This is a genomic window from Vibrio sp. B1Z05, assembly GCF_052955985.1.
The window spans coordinates 2,603,382-2,621,915 of sequence record NZ_CP130463.1; the positions used below are offsets into that span (position 1 = coordinate 2,603,382).

General features: G+C 42.7%; 19 protein-coding genes. 13 read left to right on the forward strand and 6 right to left on the reverse strand.

The features are described 5' to 3' along the window. The first annotated feature begins 312 nt into the window (after positions 1-312). The 8 genes from aroQ to QV280_RS11915 all read left to right on the forward strand — a co-directional run bounded on the left by aroQ (position 313) and on the right by QV280_RS11915 (position 6,500). Entirely contained in the window at positions 313-762 is a 450-nt protein-coding gene (gene aroQ, locus QV280_RS11880; protein ID WP_152822315.1) for a type II 3-dehydroquinate dehydratase, read from the forward strand. 54 nt (positions 763-816) lie between these two features. After that, complete coding sequence (accB, locus tag QV280_RS11885; RefSeq protein WP_023405477.1) at positions 817-1,281, forward strand: acetyl-CoA carboxylase biotin carboxyl carrier protein; 465 nt, start codon at positions 817-819, stop codon at positions 1,279-1,281. A gap of 14 nt (positions 1,282-1,295) precedes the next feature. After that, positions 1,296-2,639, forward strand: a complete 1,344-nt coding sequence (gene accC, locus QV280_RS11890) for an acetyl-CoA carboxylase biotin carboxylase subunit (RefSeq protein WP_023405478.1) — start codon at positions 1,296-1,298, stop codon at positions 2,637-2,639. A 136-nt stretch (positions 2,640-2,775) separates the two neighbouring features. Next, positions 2,776-3,666, forward strand: coding sequence for a 50S ribosomal protein L11 methyltransferase (gene prmA / locus QV280_RS11895; RefSeq protein WP_152822313.1), 891 nt, complete (start codon positions 2,776-2,778; stop codon positions 3,664-3,666). 131 nt (positions 3,667-3,797) lie between these two features. Further along, complete coding sequence (gene dusB / locus QV280_RS11900) at positions 3,798-4,763, forward strand: tRNA dihydrouridine synthase DusB (protein WP_152822311.1); 966 nt, start codon at positions 3,798-3,800, stop codon at positions 4,761-4,763. Between the two features lie 45 nt (positions 4,764-4,808). Then, positions 4,809-5,105 (forward strand): DNA-binding transcriptional regulator Fis, encoded by a 297-nt coding sequence (gene fis, locus QV280_RS11905; protein ID WP_017027299.1) that lies wholly within the window; start codon positions 4,809-4,811, stop codon positions 5,103-5,105. 705 nt (positions 5,106-5,810) lie between these two features. Beyond that, positions 5,811-6,176, forward strand: coding sequence for a hypothetical protein (locus QV280_RS11910; protein WP_152822309.1), 366 nt, complete (start codon positions 5,811-5,813; stop codon positions 6,174-6,176). A 15-nt stretch (positions 6,177-6,191) separates the two neighbouring features. Further along, positions 6,192-6,500, forward strand: coding sequence for a hypothetical protein (locus QV280_RS11915; RefSeq protein WP_152822307.1), 309 nt, complete (start codon positions 6,192-6,194; stop codon positions 6,498-6,500). A gap of 92 nt (positions 6,501-6,592) precedes the next feature. Here QV280_RS11915 and QV280_RS11920 read toward each other — a convergent pair whose 3' ends face one another. The 6 genes from QV280_RS11920 to QV280_RS11945 all read right to left on the reverse strand — a co-directional run bounded on the left by QV280_RS11920 (position 6,593) and on the right by QV280_RS11945 (position 12,465). Further along, positions 6,593-9,199 carry a YfjI family protein gene (locus tag QV280_RS11920; RefSeq protein WP_152822306.1) on the reverse strand — a complete coding sequence of 869 codons (2,607 nt, stop codon included), beginning with the start codon at positions 9,197-9,199 and terminating at the stop codon, positions 6,593-6,595. Between the two features lie 209 nt (positions 9,200-9,408). Then, on the reverse strand, positions 9,409-9,963 hold the full coding sequence (locus QV280_RS11925) for a hypothetical protein (protein ID WP_152822305.1): 555 nt from the start codon (positions 9,961-9,963) through the stop codon (positions 9,409-9,411). 2 nt (positions 9,964-9,965) lie between these two features. Beyond that, positions 9,966-10,145: a helix-turn-helix transcriptional regulator gene (locus tag QV280_RS11930; RefSeq protein WP_152822304.1), complete on the reverse strand. Its 180-nt coding sequence runs from the start codon at positions 10,143-10,145 to the stop codon at positions 9,966-9,968. A gap of 78 nt (positions 10,146-10,223) precedes the next feature. Then, complete coding sequence (locus tag QV280_RS11935; RefSeq protein ID WP_152822303.1) at positions 10,224-10,718, reverse strand: hypothetical protein; 495 nt, start codon at positions 10,716-10,718, stop codon at positions 10,224-10,226. Positions 10,719-10,722: 4 nt separating this feature from the next. Further along, positions 10,723-11,253 carry a hypothetical protein gene (locus QV280_RS11940; protein ID WP_152822301.1) on the reverse strand — a complete coding sequence of 177 codons (531 nt, stop codon included), beginning with the start codon at positions 11,251-11,253 and terminating at the stop codon, positions 10,723-10,725. Further along, on the reverse strand, positions 11,254-12,465 hold the full coding sequence (locus QV280_RS11945; RefSeq protein WP_152822298.1) for a tyrosine-type recombinase/integrase: 1,212 nt from the start codon (positions 12,463-12,465) through the stop codon (positions 11,254-11,256). It lies immediately after the preceding gene. A 670-nt stretch (positions 12,466-13,135) separates the two neighbouring features. On the opposite strand from QV280_RS11945, the gene QV280_RS11950 reads away from it, so the two are divergent. The 5 genes from QV280_RS11950 (at position 13,136) to QV280_RS11970 (ending at position 18,534) form a co-directional block, all read left to right on the forward strand. After that, a complete protein-coding gene (locus tag QV280_RS11950; RefSeq protein ID WP_152822296.1) occupies positions 13,136-13,852 on the forward strand; it encodes a histidine phosphatase family protein in 717 nt (238 codons plus the stop codon). 443 nt (positions 13,853-14,295) lie between these two features. Beyond that, the gene (gene cobT, locus QV280_RS11955; protein WP_152822294.1) at positions 14,296-15,345 is read left to right on the forward strand and encodes a nicotinate-nucleotide--dimethylbenzimidazole phosphoribosyltransferase; all 1,050 of its coding nucleotides are present in this window, start codon (positions 14,296-14,298) and stop codon (positions 15,343-15,345) included. A gap of 184 nt (positions 15,346-15,529) precedes the next feature. Beyond that, positions 15,530-16,315: an adenosylcobinamide-GDP ribazoletransferase gene (locus QV280_RS11960; protein WP_023405473.1), complete on the forward strand. Its 786-nt coding sequence runs from the start codon at positions 15,530-15,532 to the stop codon at positions 16,313-16,315. Beyond that, entirely contained in the window at positions 16,315-16,977 is a 663-nt protein-coding gene (locus QV280_RS11965) for a bifunctional adenosylcobinamide kinase/adenosylcobinamide-phosphate guanylyltransferase (protein ID WP_152822292.1), read from the forward strand. The genes QV280_RS11960 and QV280_RS11965 overlap by 1 nt, the downstream gene beginning before the upstream one ends. Before the next feature lie 9 nt (positions 16,978-16,986). Next, positions 16,987-18,534 (forward strand): cobyric acid synthase, encoded by a 1,548-nt coding sequence (locus QV280_RS11970; RefSeq protein ID WP_152822290.1) that lies wholly within the window; start codon positions 16,987-16,989, stop codon positions 18,532-18,534.

The window sequence follows — 18,534 nt, forward strand, 5'->3', positions numbered from 1 at the left end:
CAAAGTAAATAGCCGTCACATCGTGACGGCTTTTTTGTTTAAAGACGGTTACAAATTAACCATAATAAAATTAATTAGTTAACCTATGATTACTTAATCGGCATTCTGCATAATTAAATAATGACGTGACTAGACTAACTTTCAATCACTTATATGTGATTAGACCAGTAATTTGCTGTTAATTTCGCTGAATTAGCTATAATCATGCGCTAATTTGTCTTTTGACATAATTCTGACTGGAAATTATTCAGGATTCGTAAAATAATTAAAGGCAACAGTGAATAACTCACATTAACGGAAGATAGCGACAAGATGACTACAAAATCACGTGTTCTACTCCTAAACGGTCCAAACTTAAACCTACTCGGCAAACGAGAGCCAGAAGTTTATGGTTATGCGACATTAAACGATATTATCCATGATCTGCAGCAACAAGCCGATCAAGCAGGAATAGAACTGACACACGTTCAGTCCAATCGTGAATACGAACTCATCGACGCTATCCATAATGCCATGGGAGAGATCGATTTCATTATCATCAACCCAGCCGCATTCACCCACACCAGTGTTGCTCTAAGAGATGCACTACTCGGGGTCAATATTCCGTTTATTGAAATACACCTATCCAACGTACACGCCAGAGAACCATTTCGTCATCACTCCTATTTATCCGATAAAGCGGTTGGGGTGATATGTGGACTCGGGGCACAAGGATACAACTTCGCATTGTCGGCAGCGAAACAACACCTGCAGGCAAAATAAATCTAAGCCATCTCGATAACACCGAGAGGCCACACACAAGACAAGAGAAGAATCATGGATATTCGCAAAATAAAGAAGTTAATCGAGCTAGTAGAAGAGTCTGGAATTGCAGAACTTGAGATTTCTGAAGGTGAAGAATCAGTACGTATCAGCCGTCACGGTAATGCACCTGTTGCACCAATCCATTACGCAGCAGCACCTGCACCTGTAGCAGCGCCAGCTCCTGCACCTGTAGCTCCTGCAGCAGCACCTGTTGCTGAAGCGCCTGCAGCTCCTGTTGATAACGGTCATAAAGTTCTTTCTCCAATGGTAGGTACTTTCTACCGTGCTCCTGGTCCAGATACAAAATCATTTGTAGAAGTAGGCCAATCTGTTTCTGCTGGCGACACTATCTGTATCGTTGAAGCAATGAAAATGATGAACCAAATTGAAGCCGATAAATCTGGCGTAGTTACTGCAATTCTTGTTGAAGATGGTGCTCCGGTAGAATTCGACCAAGCTCTGATCGTTATCGAATAATAGAGGTCGACATTATGCTAGACAAATTAGTCATCGCGAACCGAGGCGAAATTGCGCTTCGTATTCTTCGCGCATGTAAAGAGCTAGGTATTAAAACCGTAGCCGTTCACTCAACAGCTGACCGTGATCTTAAACACGTTCTACTTGCTGATGAGTCAATCTGTATCGGTCCTGCTCGCGGTATCGACAGCTACCTAAATATCCCACGTATCATTTCAGCAGCAGAAGTTTCTGGTGCTGTAGCGATCCACCCAGGCTATGGTTTCCTTTCTGAAAATGCAGATTTCGCAGAACAAGTAGAAAAATCAGGCTTCATTTTTGTGGGTCCTAAAGCTGAAACCATCCGCATCATGGGTGACAAAGTTGCTGCTATCAACGCAATGAAAAAGGCAGGCGTACCTTGTGTTCCGGGTTCTGACGGTCCTCTTGATGACAACGCGGCAGCAAACAAAGCTCATGCTAAACGTATTGGCTTCCCTGTTATCATCAAAGCCTCTGGCGGCGGCGGCGGTCGTGGTATGCGTGTAGTTCGCTCTGAAGATGAACTAGTAGAAGCTATCGCTATGACTCGCGCAGAAGCAAAAGCTGCTTTCAACAACGACATGGTTTACATGGAGAAATACCTAGAAAACCCTCGTCACGTTGAAGTTCAAGTAATTGCTGATGGCCAAGGTGGCGCAATCCACTTAGGCGAACGTGACTGTTCAATGCAACGTCGTCACCAAAAAGTAGTCGAAGAAGCACCAGCGCCAGGTATTACTGACGATATGCGTAAGTACATCGGTGAGCGTTGTACTCGTGCTTGTCTTGAAATCAACTACCGCGGTGCAGGTACTTTTGAGTTCCTATACGAAAACGGCGAGTTCTACTTCATTGAAATGAACACCCGTATTCAGGTAGAGCACCCAGTGACTGAAATGGTAACTGGCGTTGACCTTATTAAAGAGCAGCTTCGTGTTGCTGCAGGTCAGCCTCTATCATTCACCCAAGATGACATCAAAATTCGCGGCCATGCTGTTGAATGTCGTATCAATGCTGAAGATCCAGAGCGTTTCCTACCTTGCCCAGGCAAAATCGAACGTTTCCATGCTCCAGGTGGTATGGGTGTTCGTTGGGAATCTCACATCTACTCAGGTTACACAGTGCCACCTCATTACGATTCAATGATTGGTAAACTGATCACCTTTGGTGAGAACCGTGATGTTGCTATCGCACGCATGAAAAACGCACTTAGCGAAATGATCATTGAAGGCATTAAAACTAACGTGCCTCTACAACTCGACATCATGAATGACGAGAACTTCCAACATGGTGGTGCAAACATCCACTATCTTGAGAAGAAGCTTGGTCTGCAATAAGTATTAACTAAATACTTAGCGTAATTAAGGGTGTTAGCCAACCATGTTGGCTAACACCCTTTTTATTTGTATAGATGAAGTTGGTTAAATTTACTGCTAAAATCCACGCCAATTATCAATACGCAGAGTGAACTCCATGCCTTGGATTCAAATCAAACTTAACGCCACTGACAAAAATGCCGAGCAAATCGGTGATATGTTGATGGAACAAACTGGTGCCCTTTCCGTTACCTTCCTAGATGCTAAAGATACGCCTGTATTTGAGCCACTACCGGGTGAAACTCGCCTATGGGGTGAAACAGACATCCTAGCCCTGTATGACGCAGAAGCGGACACACAGTGGATTTTACAGCAAATCGAAGCAAGTCAGCTTCTTGAGCAAGGCTTTGCGCACAAAGTAGAGCAGCTTGAAGATAAAGACTGGGAACGCGAGTGGATGGATAACTTCCACCCAATGAAATTTGGTGAGCGTTTATGGGTATGCCCTAGCTGGCGTGAAATCCCTGAGCCAGATGCCGTCAATGTTATGCTTGACCCAGGTTTAGCCTTTGGCACCGGTACACACCCAACCACTTCACTTTGCTTAGAGTGGCTAGAAGGGTTAGACCTTGCAGGAAAAACTGTGGTCGATTTTGGTTGTGGCTCAGGCATTCTCGCGATCGCAGCGATCAAGCTAGGCGCGAAAAAAGTGATCGGGATCGACATCGATCCGCAAGCGATCCTTGCCTCTACCGCTAATGCTGAGCGCAACGGTGTAAAAGAGCAATTAGAACTATACCTACCGCAAGACCAACCTGATGGTCTGATTGCCGACGTTGTTGTAGCTAATATTTTAGCCGGTCCATTGCGTGACCTGTCCGCTGTAATCAAAGCACTGGTTAAAGAAAATGGTGAACTTGCTATGTCTGGCGTGCTCGATACACAAGCAGAAGATGTCGCAAATTACTATCGTGACCAGTTTAATGTAGACCCTATTGTAGAGATGCAAGAGTGGTGTCGCATCTCTGGAAAAAAGCACTCTAGTTGAGTCACATCAAAATTTGTGTAAAAAACAGCCAAGTTCGCAAATATTTTTTGAAATGCTCAAATATTAGGCTTTTCACGCGCGCAAAAAATGCGTAAAATGCGCGCCCTTGCTGTTAATAATGTGACCATGATTTGAAAATCGGTAAATACGAACTTAAGAATAATTTGATTGTAGCACCTATGGCTGGCGTTACAGACAGACCCTTTCGAGAGTTGTGTCTTCGATACGGTGCTGGTATGGCTGTCAGTGAAATGATGCTCGCCAACCCTAAGACATGGAATACATCAAAATCACTGCAACGAAGAGTACATGAAGCCGAATCGGGCATTCGCTCAGTACAGATTGCAGGATCAGATCCACAATTAATGGCAGAAGCTGCGCAATTTAATGTAGAGAGCGGTGCGCAAATCATCGATATCAACATGGGTTGCCCAGCTAAAAAAGTGAACAAGAAACTAGCGGGTTCAGCGCTACTAAAGCATCCAGAGCTTGTTGAACAAATTCTGAAAGCGGTAGTAGATGCGGTAAATGTCCCTGTGACATTAAAAACCAGAACCGGTTGGGATACAGAGCATAAGAACTGTGTCGAAATCGCTAAAATAGCCGAAGACTGCGGCATACAGGCTCTCGCTCTACATGGTAGAACGCGAACTTGTATGTACAAAGGAGAGGCCGAATACGAGAGCATCAAAGCGGTTAAGCAAGCTATTTCGATACCTGTAATTGCCAATGGCGATATAGATAGCCCCGAAAAAGCAAAGCATGTACTGGAGTTTACCGGTGCAGACGCCTTGATGATTGGTCGTCCCGCCCAGGGTCGTCCGTGGATTTTTCAAGAAATCCAACATTATTTAGAAAACGGCACCACGATGCCCGAGCCTCCTATGCAGGAAGTAAAAGACATCATGCTTGGTCATGTTCACGAGCTTCATCAATTTTATGGTGAGTTCTTAGGTCCGCGCATTGCAAGAAAGCATGTGGGTTGGTACCTAAAAGAGCACGAACAAGCACGTGAGTTTCGCCGTGTCTTCAATGCCATCGAAGTTGCCCCTGCGCAATTAGACGCATTAGAAGAGTATTTCAATTCCTATCATTGATAGGGATATGGTTGCATTATAATTACGAGAAGAGCTAGATTGAATATGTTCGAACAAAACCTGACTTCTGAAGCACTAACAGTTACTACAGTAACAGCTCAAGACCAAATCGCGCAAAAACCACTTCGCGACTCAGTAAAAGTTTCAGTTAAAAACTATCTTGCACAATTAAATGGTCAGGATGTAGACGACCTTTATGAGCTAGTGCTAGCTGAGGTTGAACAACCACTACTAGACATGATCATGCAATACACTCGCGGCAACCAAACTCGCGCTGCATCTATGATGGGTATCAACCGTGGTACACTTCGTAAGAAACTTAAAAAATACGGCATGAATTAAGAGGAATTAACTTTTCTCAATAAATACAAGGGGTTAGCTTTATTGGCTAGCCCCTTTTTCATATTCAAACCCACAGATAAACCCACCAAATACAAACCACCAGCAAAATTTGCATAAAAAAAAATCATGCTAGCCAGACTGTGTTTTTCCATACATCCCCATTACATAGATAAGCATTTGCTAATATAAAGGGTTTCAGAGAGGTTTACAGAAAGTTATCTTTTCGGGTGTGGCTATCCCTGCGACCCTGCGTTACCTGCGAATAAAGAAAACATAAGACTGGCTAAGTGAAAATGATAATAAAAACCTTAGTCTTAGTTAGGATTTGAATATTAGCGAGTACTAATAAAATATCAGGAAAATTAAGGATTTTGGGAAATTTGAGCATAATGTTTTCTTAGGTTTTGCCCGCCGATTTTTACTAAGTTTTATGAGGTTTTCGACTGCCACAGCCTTAACAATTTTTAACAGTTTGGCGTCACCTTTTTTTATACGCATAGACAAATATCCAACTGGGGGGGGCGTTTTAGTGAGTGGAGGATTTTACCCCGCTTAGCGGCGCGCAATTCGCAGCACTGAAAGGGATTATCTGCGATTATGACAAGTTTTGTATGATTTTACGGGGCGGTATGCAGAAAAGGTTATAAAGCTTTGTTATGTTATTCCGCACAAAATAACGAGTTAAATAACTAAAAGGACGTAACAATGAGCAAATTGAAAATAATCGCTAGTGAAGATTTTATGCATTTTTCGGGTAGCTATATGCTGGGTGAGTTTAAGATGTCAGTTCCAGGGAAGATTTTACAAGAAAAAATCAAAGTGTCAGAAGTGAAAACAGTTGAAGAAGCATCTGAAGAGTCAGTAATCAGTATTGGCGGGGCAGCAGGATGGGGCGTTGCGGGTAGTGTCTTACTTGGTCCAGTAGGTTTATTAGCTGGCTTGATTTTAGGCGGAAAAAGTAAAGATACTACTTTCGTATGTGAATTTAAGGACGGACGAAAATTCATTGCAACAGGACGAACTAAAGTTTTTGAAGATATAAAGAAAAAAGTCTTAGCTGCTTCATTTTAATAATAGGGGCAACAGATGAAAAAACAACTAGCAATAATCGCACTACTAACATCAACTAGCTCAGTTGCAGATATAAGGGATGTAAGCGATTGCACTCAGGTAGGTAAGCTTGCAAGGGTGTTCATGGAGCTAGCTCAATACCAAAATTCACTAACGGATATCTTCGAAACAGCAACCCCCCCGTTAACCGAAAAAGAAGCTGAGATGCTTTTTGATGCTTTTGAGCAACCAAGGATCAAGGAGGGTAAATATCTCGATATCCCTCAAGCCAATGCATTTTCCAATAAGTGGTTTTTAAAATGCATTAAGTCGAACCAATACTAATAATAACCCTCACAATTATTATTCTGACTGATTTTTATTAATTCAAAGCTGTTAACTGACATAAAAAAACCGCCCTCACGAGCGGTCATTATTTAGGATTGATAATCGGGGTGAACCCAGAACTGAACAGTAGGACGCCCTTTCCCGCTAGCTGGTGGCTTGGTCACTTCCTTTAAGTATCCACGCCCCACAAGCTCTGCTATTGCTTCCTCCCTTGAATCCTTAGCGGCTAAACCTTTCCAGTCCTTTTGGCTCAATACGTGCCTAGTGAAGTAAGGCGAAACTTGAGGCAATCTATCAAGTAAGGTCTTTGCAGGTGCTAGAGACTGCTCAGCATCAAAGTAAGTCATTATTCTGCTAGCATGGCTCTCTAAATACCCCATCCATTTAATTGCACGCTCTAGGTGCTCAATATCTATAACAGTGTTTGGCTCTGGCTTGCTTCCCACCAAGGTTGCACCACATTCACCAATCAAGTGGAATACTAAAGATAGCTTTGCGCATAGAGCATCGTATTTACCGATCATGCTTTGCCATTCTGGTGTTGATGTGTTTTTTCTATGTACTAGATGCTTCGCCCACGACTCCCACAGATCCTGCGCATCATCAGCAAACTTACAAATAAGCGGCTCATCCAATTCACCAAGATAGGCTAGAGCATCAAACGTACTCTTTGCTGTCATTTCTGCTAATACATCAGGCGCTTTGTCTACATACTGCATGCCCGAGAAATCAGGATAAACCATCAATTGCATGATTCTCTCTAGTAATCCATCGTCACCGGTACCGCTAGATTTACCTGCTAGTAATGGGGTTAGCTTGGCTGGTTGTATTCCTCCCAGAACAGAAATAACAACCCTCTCTAACTCTACGTTTTTACGAGTCACGCGCTCTTGAGAGTAGCTACCAGAACCGTTAAAGCCCTCTAGGTAAAATCCTCTTTCATGCTGCCTATCTGCTCGCTCCATATTGGCTAACCAGCTAGAAAGCTCATCACGAAACATTAGCGCACCTAATGGGTTTTGCTCTAACCGAATAGCAAGAGCCTCACTTGTTGAATCGTTGATAACCACTTTTCGGATCTTAGGTGGCTTGGGTTGTATTTGCTTAGCTTCTCGCTGAATTTTTAACGCTTGTTGCTTGTCTCCATTTTCTAAAGCCTCTTTTGCTTTTAGCTTGGCTTGGTCTATTTCATCCTCTGCTAGTTGCACCTCAAGCTCAAACAAATCCATCTTTTCAGCGTTAAGTTTATCTATTACATTTTTTTGTGCGTGCTCAATAAGTTTACGACCACAATTCAATGATGGCGTTTTCTTAGTTGATGGCTGACCAACAGCGCCACCCCACATTGTTGGAACAATTCTCCATCCAGTATCAAGGCGCTTCGGTTGTATCTCGGCAGATCCACCAATTAAAGCCCCAGCGCAAATAACACAAGATATTGCTGCAAAGTCCACTGGCGCTTTATCCATTCGATAGGAATAATCAACTACATAGTTACGCAACTGCTTAGGTAGTAATTCATCATCAAAGCTCGCAACAGGATTTAATTTAGAAACTAGCTCTACAGGTGTAGCCCATTCGGTTTCCTCATCATTCAGACTATTAAACTCCTGATTTGCTGCCTTAATATTCTGATCGTTTATTTTCTGGCTGTGTGCTCTCTGGTTATGCTTTGTGATACTCACGCCATCAACATTCCTAAGATCTTCGCCTAGCGTCTTTAGTGCTTCACCAGTATTGCCCGAGTGCTCAAAATGGCAGTACAAATCAAACTTATCATGAGAAAAACCATCACTTAACGGATCGCTTGTATGCCCTGAAACATAACGACCATACAAGCAATCCCTATAAGAAATTGAGACACCAGCTACCCCACTTTTACTGCTAGGGTGCAGCCATTTCTTACCCCGCTTTTTAAAGCCATAACTTGCTAGAAGCTCATTCCATTCATTCGAGCTATTAAACACATCAATAGGCGAGATTTGCCCCGCAGTCAGGCTAATATTCTTAGGCTTTGCTACCTTAGCTTTCGCCTCCTGCTCTAGGTTCTCTCTGCGTTGTTCCTGATCTAACAGAACCGCTTGTTGTGCAAAGTATGAATCAAACACATCTAACGGATCGCCCTTTTCAATAGCAAATTGATAGCAATCTCTATTAAGCACAGATAGCGCTGGCATGTATGAAATTTGCTGACTTCTGCTTGTGCAATCATCACCATCTAAAGCCACAACTAAAGCGGTTTGCAACGCTTGCCAGTGGTCTAAATCAACAGCATTAGCAATTGGGACAATAACTCTCCAACGCTTATCATCAGGCTTACAAGATACCGTAGAGTAAATGTAATATGTGTTTATTCCGTTTAACTCTAAGTCACTTTCAACATCACGAATATCGCTATTTCCATCATCAATATCAGCAACTAACAGCGTGTAATTTGAATGACTTTCAATATCTGATTTAAGTTTTGAGCGACCAATATCTGACGGCAGAAACCAAGGGCAATTAGCTTTAGCCTGTCTTAGTTTTTGATTTGCATCAGGTTGGTACTGTGAAAGGTCTACGGGGTTCTTTATCGCCTGCTCAAGGTCATTAAAGCTAGCTAAAGCAAAGCCGCTTGTTTGGCTGTGATTACTTCCAGTAGTAATTATTTTGCTATCACAGTAATTATTTTTTGCGACAGTAGGGGAATTTTGCATATAATAATTCTCGATGATGGCTGTTGGAAAGTCGCCAAACTTAAGACCAACAGCCTGATTTGTTTATAAAGCCTTACAGTTTATGTAAGGCTTTTTCTCGTTTAACGGATCGTAGTTAACTGTTAATGAACTAAGCAAAATAGAACAACCCTTGATATCAAAGGCTTCTTGGTGGTGATAATTAATAAAATTGCAATTTAAACCCACCTTTAAACCCTCGCTTTCTTTTCTTGCTCAAACATTCCACACTTAATACAACCAGCGTAAAACAAGTCACTACTTAACTGCTCGTATCCGCAGTGTGAGCACTTAGAAAACTCAGATGAGCTTTTCTTTGTCATCCTCCTATCAACTGCTTTAGCTCGCTTCAGTGTCCAATCAATACCGTATCGCTCAATGCTAAGCTCTAAATTCCGCTCTGTGCGTTCCTCCTGCCTCTTTGCGTTCTCTCGCTTAATTTTTTTGCGTTGAGTGCTTCTATCATTAAGCAAGCAGTGAAGATCGGCTAACTTAATCAAGTGTGCTTTATTACTACCTACTCCAGTGCTTACTGAAGTAATCGGCATCAACCACTTCAAACGCAGGACACTAATTATTGCGTCCTCTTTGTCTAGTTGTTGGGTTGCGGTATTTCTTCCTGCTGGCTCAAACGTTTCTCCATTCATTAGCTGAATAAGAACACCTAGCTTGTCTGCTTTCATTAAACGAACTTCTTGCCATAACTCAGGGTGATCACTCATTAATGTTTCAACTGAAAACTTCATAGCTAAGCCTCCTGCTGTTTGTTGAGCCATTCGCGATAAACTTCTTGAGTCCATCCAAGAGTTCGCTTACCTAGCATTACGCCTTTTGGAAACTTCCCTTGCTTAACCCAAACCCACAGGGTTCGCCTATCTCGATTTAATAGCTCGCACATCTGAGCGATTGATATTAGTTTTTCTGGCATATCGGATACCTCCTTTTATGTCTCGACAAGTCCGATACGACCAATGTACATCTATGGTTGTTCTAAGTAGGGGTACTTTTATAACGGTAAAAATACCCCTTCCTCTATTGACTCCCAAAAGAATTGAGGTTGGTACTTAAGCGCACGCTCAACATTACCTTTATCACGCTTCCAATTTCTGTAACTAGACTGAACACTATCAACGCCAAGGCTACTCATACCAGCAAAAAGCCTACAGACATAATTAATACTCCGTTCGCGGTCATCTCCGCACTCTAATACCCGGTGAATGTTTAAATTTCGCTTCATTATTTTATTCGTCACTCTAGGTTTACTCTTAACCTCACCCACGCCCATTAAATACTCATGCACTTGATAAGCTATTAATTGCTGGCTAGGTGTTGCTTCTGCACACCGAAATGCCTCCCATGCACCGAATATTGCAATCATTTGCTTTGCTAACTCTGTTCCGCGGTAGGATTTATTCTTTAACCTATTGTCCCACTGGCGAATAACATCTCTTGTCTTTGTATCAACTGCAGTTATTTCAATTGTTTTTGATGAGATAATCATTAATCTACGCCTTGGTCATCCATTTGATTGCTCTGCGAAACATAGAGCTAACATTGCTCTGAACTAGCTCATCCTTACAGTAAGGGATCGCATTCTTACTCTTATCTAGGATATGATGTAGAACGCAATTTTCATGGTGGTATCTGATAGCACGCTCAATATTATCTTTATCACGCTTCCAATTTCTGTAACTAGTCATAACGCTTCCTGCATCGAGTGATTTACGCTTAGCGACTTCTTTACAAGCCTTATTAATGGTCATTTTTTTATCTAATGGGTTTTTCACCATTCTGTGAATAGCGTAATTCCTAGTTATTGGTTTCTCGTTGCCAATATTTGTATTATTCATTAAATATCTATGTACTTGATAAGCAATAAACTGCTGATTCATAGTTGCCTCACAAGCCCTAAACGCCTCCCATGCGTCCATAATCTCTGTTATTTGTAAATCTAACTCTGTTCCGCTATGAGATTTCGCCTTATCTCTACGATCCCACCGGCGAATGATTTCAATTGTTTTTGCTGGATCAATCATCTATCTAAACCCCACTACATTCGTTTGATGTTCTTTTTCTGCTAGCTTTGATTGCCATAAATCTAAAGCTACTCTCTTTTGTTCAAGGTACTGAGCACGGTTATAAATACCTGCTACCCCTTTAATTGAATGCCCTAACAGCTGTTCTATGATATGAGGCTCTATTCCTGAATCATTCAAATGAGTAGCCAGTGTTCTTCTAAGATCGTGAAGCCTCCATTCGTCATGCCCTAACTTTTTAGGGATTAATGCCCCAGCAGACGACACCGCAGGCGCGTGCTTTAGTTCCCCTAAAAGGTATTCATTGCTTGTTTGCGACAAAAGACTAGCTAGATATTCTTTTAATGATTCTGGTATCGGTCTAACTATCTCAGACCCATTTTTAGAGTGAGCTTTTGGGCAAGTCCAAACCATGCGCTCTAAGTCCCACTCATCAACTTTACTTAGCCTGACTTCTTGTGTTCTAGCTCCAAAGCAAATGAGCAACTTGACCAACTGGCGATAATACCAATTACCTTTATCGCTCTCACACCATGCGTAAGCCTCGCGAATCTCGCTCATAGATAAGAACCTGTCTTTCTTTTGTTGCTTTTCGCCAGCATCGGTAATAGTTAGATCATCAAGCGCGTGACTGGTGCAAAAATGGCGCTTCCTACAGTAAATTAAAGCCTGCTTTGCATTTCCGAAAATGTACCCAGCAGCTACTGGGGCAGGTCTATGATGAGTCCCTTTTTTAATATCATCGAACACCTTTACCCATGCGCGTGTTGGCACTTCCTCACAAGGCAGATCACCGATAAATGGGAAAATATGCTTTTCAAACTGAGCCAAGTGTTTATCTGCGTTAGATCGCTTATCTCTAGCAAAATCATCAATCCAATAATTCAACGCACCTCGAACTGTCACCGCTTCGCGTATGGATGTTTTGTTTAAAACGATTTCGCTTCTAGGGTTTCTTCCCTCATCAAGCCACGCTCGACACTCCCCAGCCTTAGCTCGAGCCTCAGCAAGTGACATTCCACCAGCTCGCCCCGTGTACTCGCCTAGTGTTGCTGTTTGTGCCTTTTGGTTGTAACGATAGCGATAAATGAAAGACACCTTTCCGCTACTTCGCCAAAGTGCCGCCAGTCCATTTCTATCTGATATTTTTTTAGGTGACTTTGAGTCATGCCCTTTTAGAAGTGATCGTAATTTTGAGTCAGTCAATGCCATAAAATCTATTTCCGCAGGTAATGCAGGTTCGCAGGTAAGGGGTTAACCTCGTTTAAAATCCATATTCCGCAGGTTTCGCAGGCTTGCAGGTGTAGCCACATGCAAAAGCAATCAATTAAGTGGGTTCAATTCAGTATCAAACCCACATATAAACCCACGTTTTATGTTCTAAACAACAGGATACGATTAGATAAAGATAGACACAATAGACCCATAAGCCATTGTAGATAAAGGAATTTAGATAGATTAAACAAGGTAATGCGAGATAAGGCTAGACGGTAGTGTAGTTAATACGGCATGAACTAAGCATTAGTTTTAGTTTTAGTCGCTAGAATCCTAAGGCTTACCAAATTTGGTAAGCCTTTTTTTATACCCACACTCCAACCCTGCAAAAATGATCTGCTATCATTCCATTTATATAGTTATTGGGCTTATATAAACAAAAAGCTAGTACACCTGTCACAATCCACGATCTGTTTAATACTCCACCTAAAACACCACAAATGATCGCTTATCATTTCATTTTTATAGTTATTGAGCTTAAAGGTTCAAAAAGCTTGTACGTATGTACGCGTATCTCAAGGAATATTAGTGACTTTCTGCTGTTTCCCCTGTTGAATAGATTACAGAGAATAAAAAAGTAAATATGAATAGCTCAAGGTAGATTGCAATGAAGCAGCTAAAGTTGTGGATGTTACGTCATGGTCAATGTGAAGGTGGCAACATTTTAAGGGGACAAGTGGATGTGTTGCTCACTCAAGTCGGGCAAGCACAGATGGATAAGGCGTTTTCTGCTATTCCTCAATTGCCCGCTGAGATCGTCAGTTCACCTTTGCAACGATGCGCTCTTTGGAGCAATAAGACCGCTGTAGAGAACAAGCTAGTGATGAGCACTCTTAACGGTTTTGCGGAGATGGACTTTGGCGACTGGGATGGCAAAACCTTTGATGAGCTTTATCAGCACTCGGCGAAAAAAATGGATGCCTTTTGGCGTAATCCTTGGCAGATAAAAAACAGCCCTCCCAACGGCGAAACTTTAGCTGACTTTGAGTTAAGAGTATTAAACGAGTTATCTCAACTGTTAGAAAGTCATGCCAATCAAACAACGCCCTCAGAGGATGCCACAGCGTCTGTGCTAATGGTGACTCACGGCGGAGTCATCAAGGTCATTCTAGGGCATATATTAAAAGCTCAGCAAAACAACGGCCTTTTTAGTCAATTCACCTTACCTTATGCCGCGCTACTGGAAGTTGATATCTACTTTTCAACACCTAAGCAAGCATCAAATACATATAGCCCATCAACAGCAGCAACAAAAACATCACTAGAGGAGGTACAGCAGCAGCTGCAAGCCTATCAATTCTGCATGCACTGGCCAAAGCTATGAATATCCTAATTACTCGCATTAAGCTGACAATAAGCGAAATAATCCTTGGCATCATAAATGGGTATTTATAATTTATTACACTTTGTAGTGCCATTCATTGAGTAGTGACGCATCAATTAGTAACACATTGAATAGTAAAGAATAACCTGCCAGTATGGTTTGCTGTTATCAGTAGTTTCTGATTACTGAATAGACCTTATACCAATCACACTAAGTAAGTGATCAGAGCTAGCGCAGGAAAAATGATCGAGAACAAGGCAGAATTTTTCGATAAGTAGTTATTCTACAATCAAAAATTCTAACGCCGTTATCGAGTATTTTAACAAGCTAGAATGACCAGTTACTTAGTACGATTGGTATTACTTAGGTTAATACTTACCAATGACAACATCAGGTCAGATAACCTCAATTATAAATACATGAGTCATAGCATAGGAGTTGCAATGTTTTCTGTAGACCCGGTTAACCACGCGTTAGACGAACAAATTAGTCACATCATTGATCAAAAAACCAAACCATTAGGCGCTCTAGGGCAACTAGAAACACTTGCTGCGCAAATTGCCAGAGTGCAAGCCGTTGGTAAAGATAGCCTTGCTAGACTCACCATCACCAAGCCTGCCATGCTGGTGTTTGCTGCCGACCATGGTATTGCTGAATATGGTGTATCTATCGCGCCAAGCGCTGTCACCACGCAGATGGTGTACAACTTTGTCGCAGGTGGCGCGGCCATCAATGTATTTAGTCGTCAGGTAGGTTTTAATCTGGAAGTGATTGATTGCGGTATTTTAGAGCCGCTTGCCGATCCGACTGGAGTAACAGAACAACGCTTAGGTGCAGGTACCGCCCCTATTCATCTTGCGCCAGCAATGAGCCTTACCCAAGTTGAACAAGGCTTTAATTACGCGACCGAGCTGGTTCAGCGCCATCATCAATCAGGTTGTAATTTAATTGCGCTAGGCGAAATGGGGATCGGCAATACCTCGTCAGCTGCGGCAATAATGTCGGCACTGTTAGATATGGAAGTAAGCCAATGTGTTGGACGCGGCACTGGAATCGACGATAAAACCTTACAGTTAAAAACCAAACTGCTTAATGAAGCACTTACGTTGCACCGTCAGCAATTAACCTCTCCTATGCAGGTTTTAGCGCATGTTGGCGGGTTCGAAATTGTACAAATGACCGGAGCAATCCTCGCCGCCGCAGAAAGAAAAATGTTGGTTGTCGTAGATGGCTTTATTGCTACTTCGGCAGCATTAGTTGCTGTTGAGTTATACCCAGAAGTTCGTGACTATCTTATTTTTGCTCACCAATCGAATGAAAGCGGTCATAAGCTAATGCTAGCGCATTTACAGGCAACACCTCTGCTACACCTAGATTTAAGATTAGGTGAAGGTACAGGTGGCGCATTAGCGTTACCGTTAATTCAAGCTGCGACTAATTTTTATAATGATATGGCCAGCTTTGGTGATGCAGGAGTTAGCAACATCACCTAAAGAATGTCAGCTAAAAATTACACCAATAAAAAAGACTAAACGACAGCAAGCACCCCTGCATTTGCTGTCAGTTTTAGGCTTACATTATGTTGAGCATACCGCAATCTTGTATTACTCAACGCCGTTAATGTGCAGCTTATGTCTATATAAGCTGCTGTAAATCAGTTCAGAAAAAGGAACCCGAATGTCGGTAATCTCAAATAAATATCGCCAGCTAAATCTACTACTGGTCGCCGTCAGTTTTTTCACTCGAGTTCCAGTACCGCATTGGGTTGACTACGGCGAAGATCACTTAAACCGTGCCAGTCGTTATTTTGGCGCGGTCGGTGTGTTAGTGGGTGGCGTAAGTGCCTTGGTGTTTTATTTAGCCCAACTTAGCTTACCGGCATCAGTGGCGATTATCCTTGCCATGATCGCTAGCGCATTACTTACCGGATGTTTTCATGAAGATGGTTTGGCTGACACCGCAGATGGCCTAGGTGGCGGTTGGAGCGTAGAGAAAAAACTCTCCATCATGAAAGACTCTCGTCTTGGCACTTATGGCGCTTTAACGCTCATGCTGGGCCTATTTTTAAAATGGCAATTGCTGGTTGAGCTTTCGGTATTCGGACCTGCGGCAGTATGTAGCATATTGGTTTGTAGCCATGTATTAAGTCGCGTGGTCGCATCTAGTATGATTTTCAGTGAAAAATACGTGCAAGATACCGATGCCAGTAAAGTAAAACCCTTAGCCAATGAGCAACAGCCAAAAGACCTATATATTTTATTATTTACAGGCTGTTTAGCCTTATTTGGCTTTCACGGTATGCTCGCGCTGACTTTAGTCATCAGTTTATTTTGTGTTCGATACGCTCTTTGCCTATTCTTCAAACGACAAATTGGTGGTTACACTGGTGACACGCTCGGTGCAACACAACAGATAACTGAAATTATCTGCTACATCATCATTTTAAGCGTCGGATTTAGTTAATGATTCAATTAGTTATTGGTGGTGCTCGTAGCGGTAAAAGCCGCTACGGTGAGGCTAGAGTTGCCGAGTTTTCAGCCGAGGGACAAGAGTGTATTTACTTAGCCACAGCCCTTGCCTTTGACCAAGAAATGCGAGAACGAATTAAACGGCATCAACTTGATCGTAGCCATGCCCGTCAAGTAGCTAATCAAACAGCCAGCCAAACAACCGACCAAGCTAGCCCACCAGTAAATTGGCAACTGATTGAACAGCCGCTGTATGTGGCAGAATCCCTACTCGCTCTTGATAAACCCAATCAAACCATCTTCATCGATTGCTTAACCTTATACCTCACTCAGCATCTCTGTCGTGATGCTGAGCAAATCGATTTTGTCGAACCACCATTGTCAGCCCCTCTAGTACACATTTCCAACGACTCTGCTTATCCAAACCTAAGTAGCCACTGGCAAGAGCAAAAACAACGCCTATTAGAGGTGTTACCTAAGCTACAAAGCAATGTCATATTAATCAGTAATGAAGTAGGTTCTGGGATAGTGCCGATGGGCGAACTAAGTCGTGAATTTGTCGATGAAGCAGGTTGGTTAAATCAAGCGGTGGCGGCGATTGCCGATGAAGTCACCTTAGTTGTAGCAGGCATTCCAATGACACTAAAAGGACAATAACAAAACCTAATGAGTAAATTACATTCCGCTAAAAATCCACCGCAGATTCGCGGTTCTTTGATGGTGCAAGGCACAACCTCAGGTGCAGGTAAAAGTACCTTAGTGGCAGGTCTGTGCCGTTTGTTTACTCGTTTAAACTACAATGTTGCTCCTTTTAAACCGCAAAACATGGCGTTAAATAGCGCCGTCACCATCGACGGTGGCGAAATAGGTCGCGCGCAAGCATTGCAGGCCATTGCTTGCCATTTGCCTCTGCATACCGACTTTAATCCGGTGCTGCTCAAACCCAGTTCTGACACTGGTTCACAGGTAATAATCCAAGGAAAAGCGCTAACCACTTTAGAAGCCAAATCTTTTTTCGGCCCTGAAAGTGAGGATTACAAATCCAAAGCCATGGCGGCCGTCATGGATTCTTATGCGCGTCTACAACAGCAATATGACATGGTGTTAATTGAAGGTGCTGGTAGCCCAGCCGAGATTAATTTACGTCAAGGCGACATTGCCAACATGGGCTTTGCCGAAAAAGCGGATTGCCCCGTCATCATCATTGCCGACATTGATAAAGGCGGCGTATTTGCCCACCTTGTAGGCACCATTGCGCTATTAAGTGAATCTGAACAAGCCCGAGTAAAAGGCTTCGTAATCAATCGATTTAGAGGTGATATTAGCTTATTGCAATCAGGCATTGATTGGCTTGAAGAGTATACTAAAAAACCAGTATTAGGCGTGTTGCCCTATTTACACGATTTACATCTGGATGCCGAAGATGCTTTGATTGATGACGAAATTAATCAAACAGATCTCCACAATAACAACACACTTAATGTGCTTGTGTTGGTCTTCCCTCGCATCAGCAATCACACCGACTTTGATCCGTTGCGCTTACATCCTCAAGTCAACTTCCGCTATATCACTTTAAACGATGATATCGAACAAGCCATTCAAGGCACCGACCTGATTATTGTTCCGGGCAGTAAAAATGTCCGTGCCGATTTAGCCTTTATGAAAGAGCAAGGCTGGGATGAAGCCATCAACCGTCATTTACGCTACGGCGGTAAAGTCATGGGGATTTGTGGTGGCTATCAAATGCTAGGACAAGAAATTGATGATCCCGATGGTATCGAAGATATCGCAGGCTGTTCACAAGGCTTAGGGTTACTGCCCGCCTACACTCAGCTAAAAGCTGACAAAACCTTATCCCAAGTTCAGGGCGAACTACAGATTGGTGCTGATAAAGTGCCTTTCCAAGGCTATGAAATTCACTGTGGTGAAACCACACAACGAGACGACTCAAACTTACTCACAAAGCTTGCTCCGATTAGCTTTGAGTCAGGAATCACAGATGGAATGCTCAGCGCTGATCAGCGCATTTTAGCCACCTACGTACACGGCATATTTGATTCGCCACAAGCCTGTCAATTACTGCTGAAATGGGCCGGGTTGAAACAAGCCCAAACCCTAGACATTAACCTCATTCGAGAACAGCAACTAGAACGCTTAGCAGATATTTTAGAAGAGCACTTAGATATGGATAAATTAAGTCGCTTGATTCAATAA

Bases quoted from the DNA above. Each gene is read 5' to 3' on its own strand.
- accC (WP_023405478.1), top strand. From the start codon at position 1,296: ATGCTAGACAAATTAGTCATCGCGAACCGAGGCGAAATTGCGCTTCGT.
- aroQ (WP_152822315.1), top strand. From the start codon at position 313: ATGACTACAAAATCACGTGTTCTACTCCTAAACGGTCCAAACTTAAAC.
- QV280_RS11945 (WP_152822298.1), bottom strand. From the start codon at position 12,465: ATGGCATTGACTGACTCAAAATTACGATCACTTCTAAAAGGGCATGAC.
- QV280_RS11965 (WP_152822292.1), top strand. From the start codon at position 16,315: ATGATTCAATTAGTTATTGGTGGTGCTCGTAGCGGTAAAAGCCGCTAC.
- QV280_RS11930 (WP_152822304.1), bottom strand. From the start codon at position 10,145: ATGCCAGAAAAACTAATATCAATCGCTCAGATGTGCGAGCTATTAAAT.
- QV280_RS11920 (WP_152822306.1), bottom strand. From the start codon at position 9,199: ATGCAAAATTCCCCTACTGTCGCAAAAAATAATTACTGTGATAGCAAA.
- QV280_RS11960 (WP_023405473.1), top strand. From the start codon at position 15,530: ATGTCGGTAATCTCAAATAAATATCGCCAGCTAAATCTACTACTGGTC.
- QV280_RS11925 (WP_152822305.1), bottom strand. From the start codon at position 9,963: ATGAAGTTTTCAGTTGAAACATTAATGAGTGATCACCCTGAGTTATGG.
- cobT (WP_152822294.1), top strand. From the start codon at position 14,296: ATGTTTTCTGTAGACCCGGTTAACCACGCGTTAGACGAACAAATTAGT.
- prmA (WP_152822313.1), top strand. From the start codon at position 2,776: ATGCCTTGGATTCAAATCAAACTTAACGCCACTGACAAAAATGCCGAG.
- QV280_RS11950 (WP_152822296.1), top strand. From the start codon at position 13,136: ATGAAGCAGCTAAAGTTGTGGATGTTACGTCATGGTCAATGTGAAGGT.
- QV280_RS11915 (WP_152822307.1), top strand. From the start codon at position 6,192: ATGAAAAAACAACTAGCAATAATCGCACTACTAACATCAACTAGCTCA.
- fis (WP_017027299.1), top strand. From the start codon at position 4,809: ATGTTCGAACAAAACCTGACTTCTGAAGCACTAACAGTTACTACAGTA.
- accB (WP_023405477.1), top strand. From the start codon at position 817: ATGGATATTCGCAAAATAAAGAAGTTAATCGAGCTAGTAGAAGAGTCT.
- QV280_RS11935 (WP_152822303.1), bottom strand. From the start codon at position 10,718: ATGATTATCTCATCAAAAACAATTGAAATAACTGCAGTTGATACAAAG.
- QV280_RS11970 (WP_152822290.1), top strand. From the start codon at position 16,987: ATGAGTAAATTACATTCCGCTAAAAATCCACCGCAGATTCGCGGTTCT.
- QV280_RS11940 (WP_152822301.1), bottom strand. From the start codon at position 11,253: ATGATTGATCCAGCAAAAACAATTGAAATCATTCGCCGGTGGGATCGT.
- QV280_RS11910 (WP_152822309.1), top strand. From the start codon at position 5,811: ATGAGCAAATTGAAAATAATCGCTAGTGAAGATTTTATGCATTTTTCG.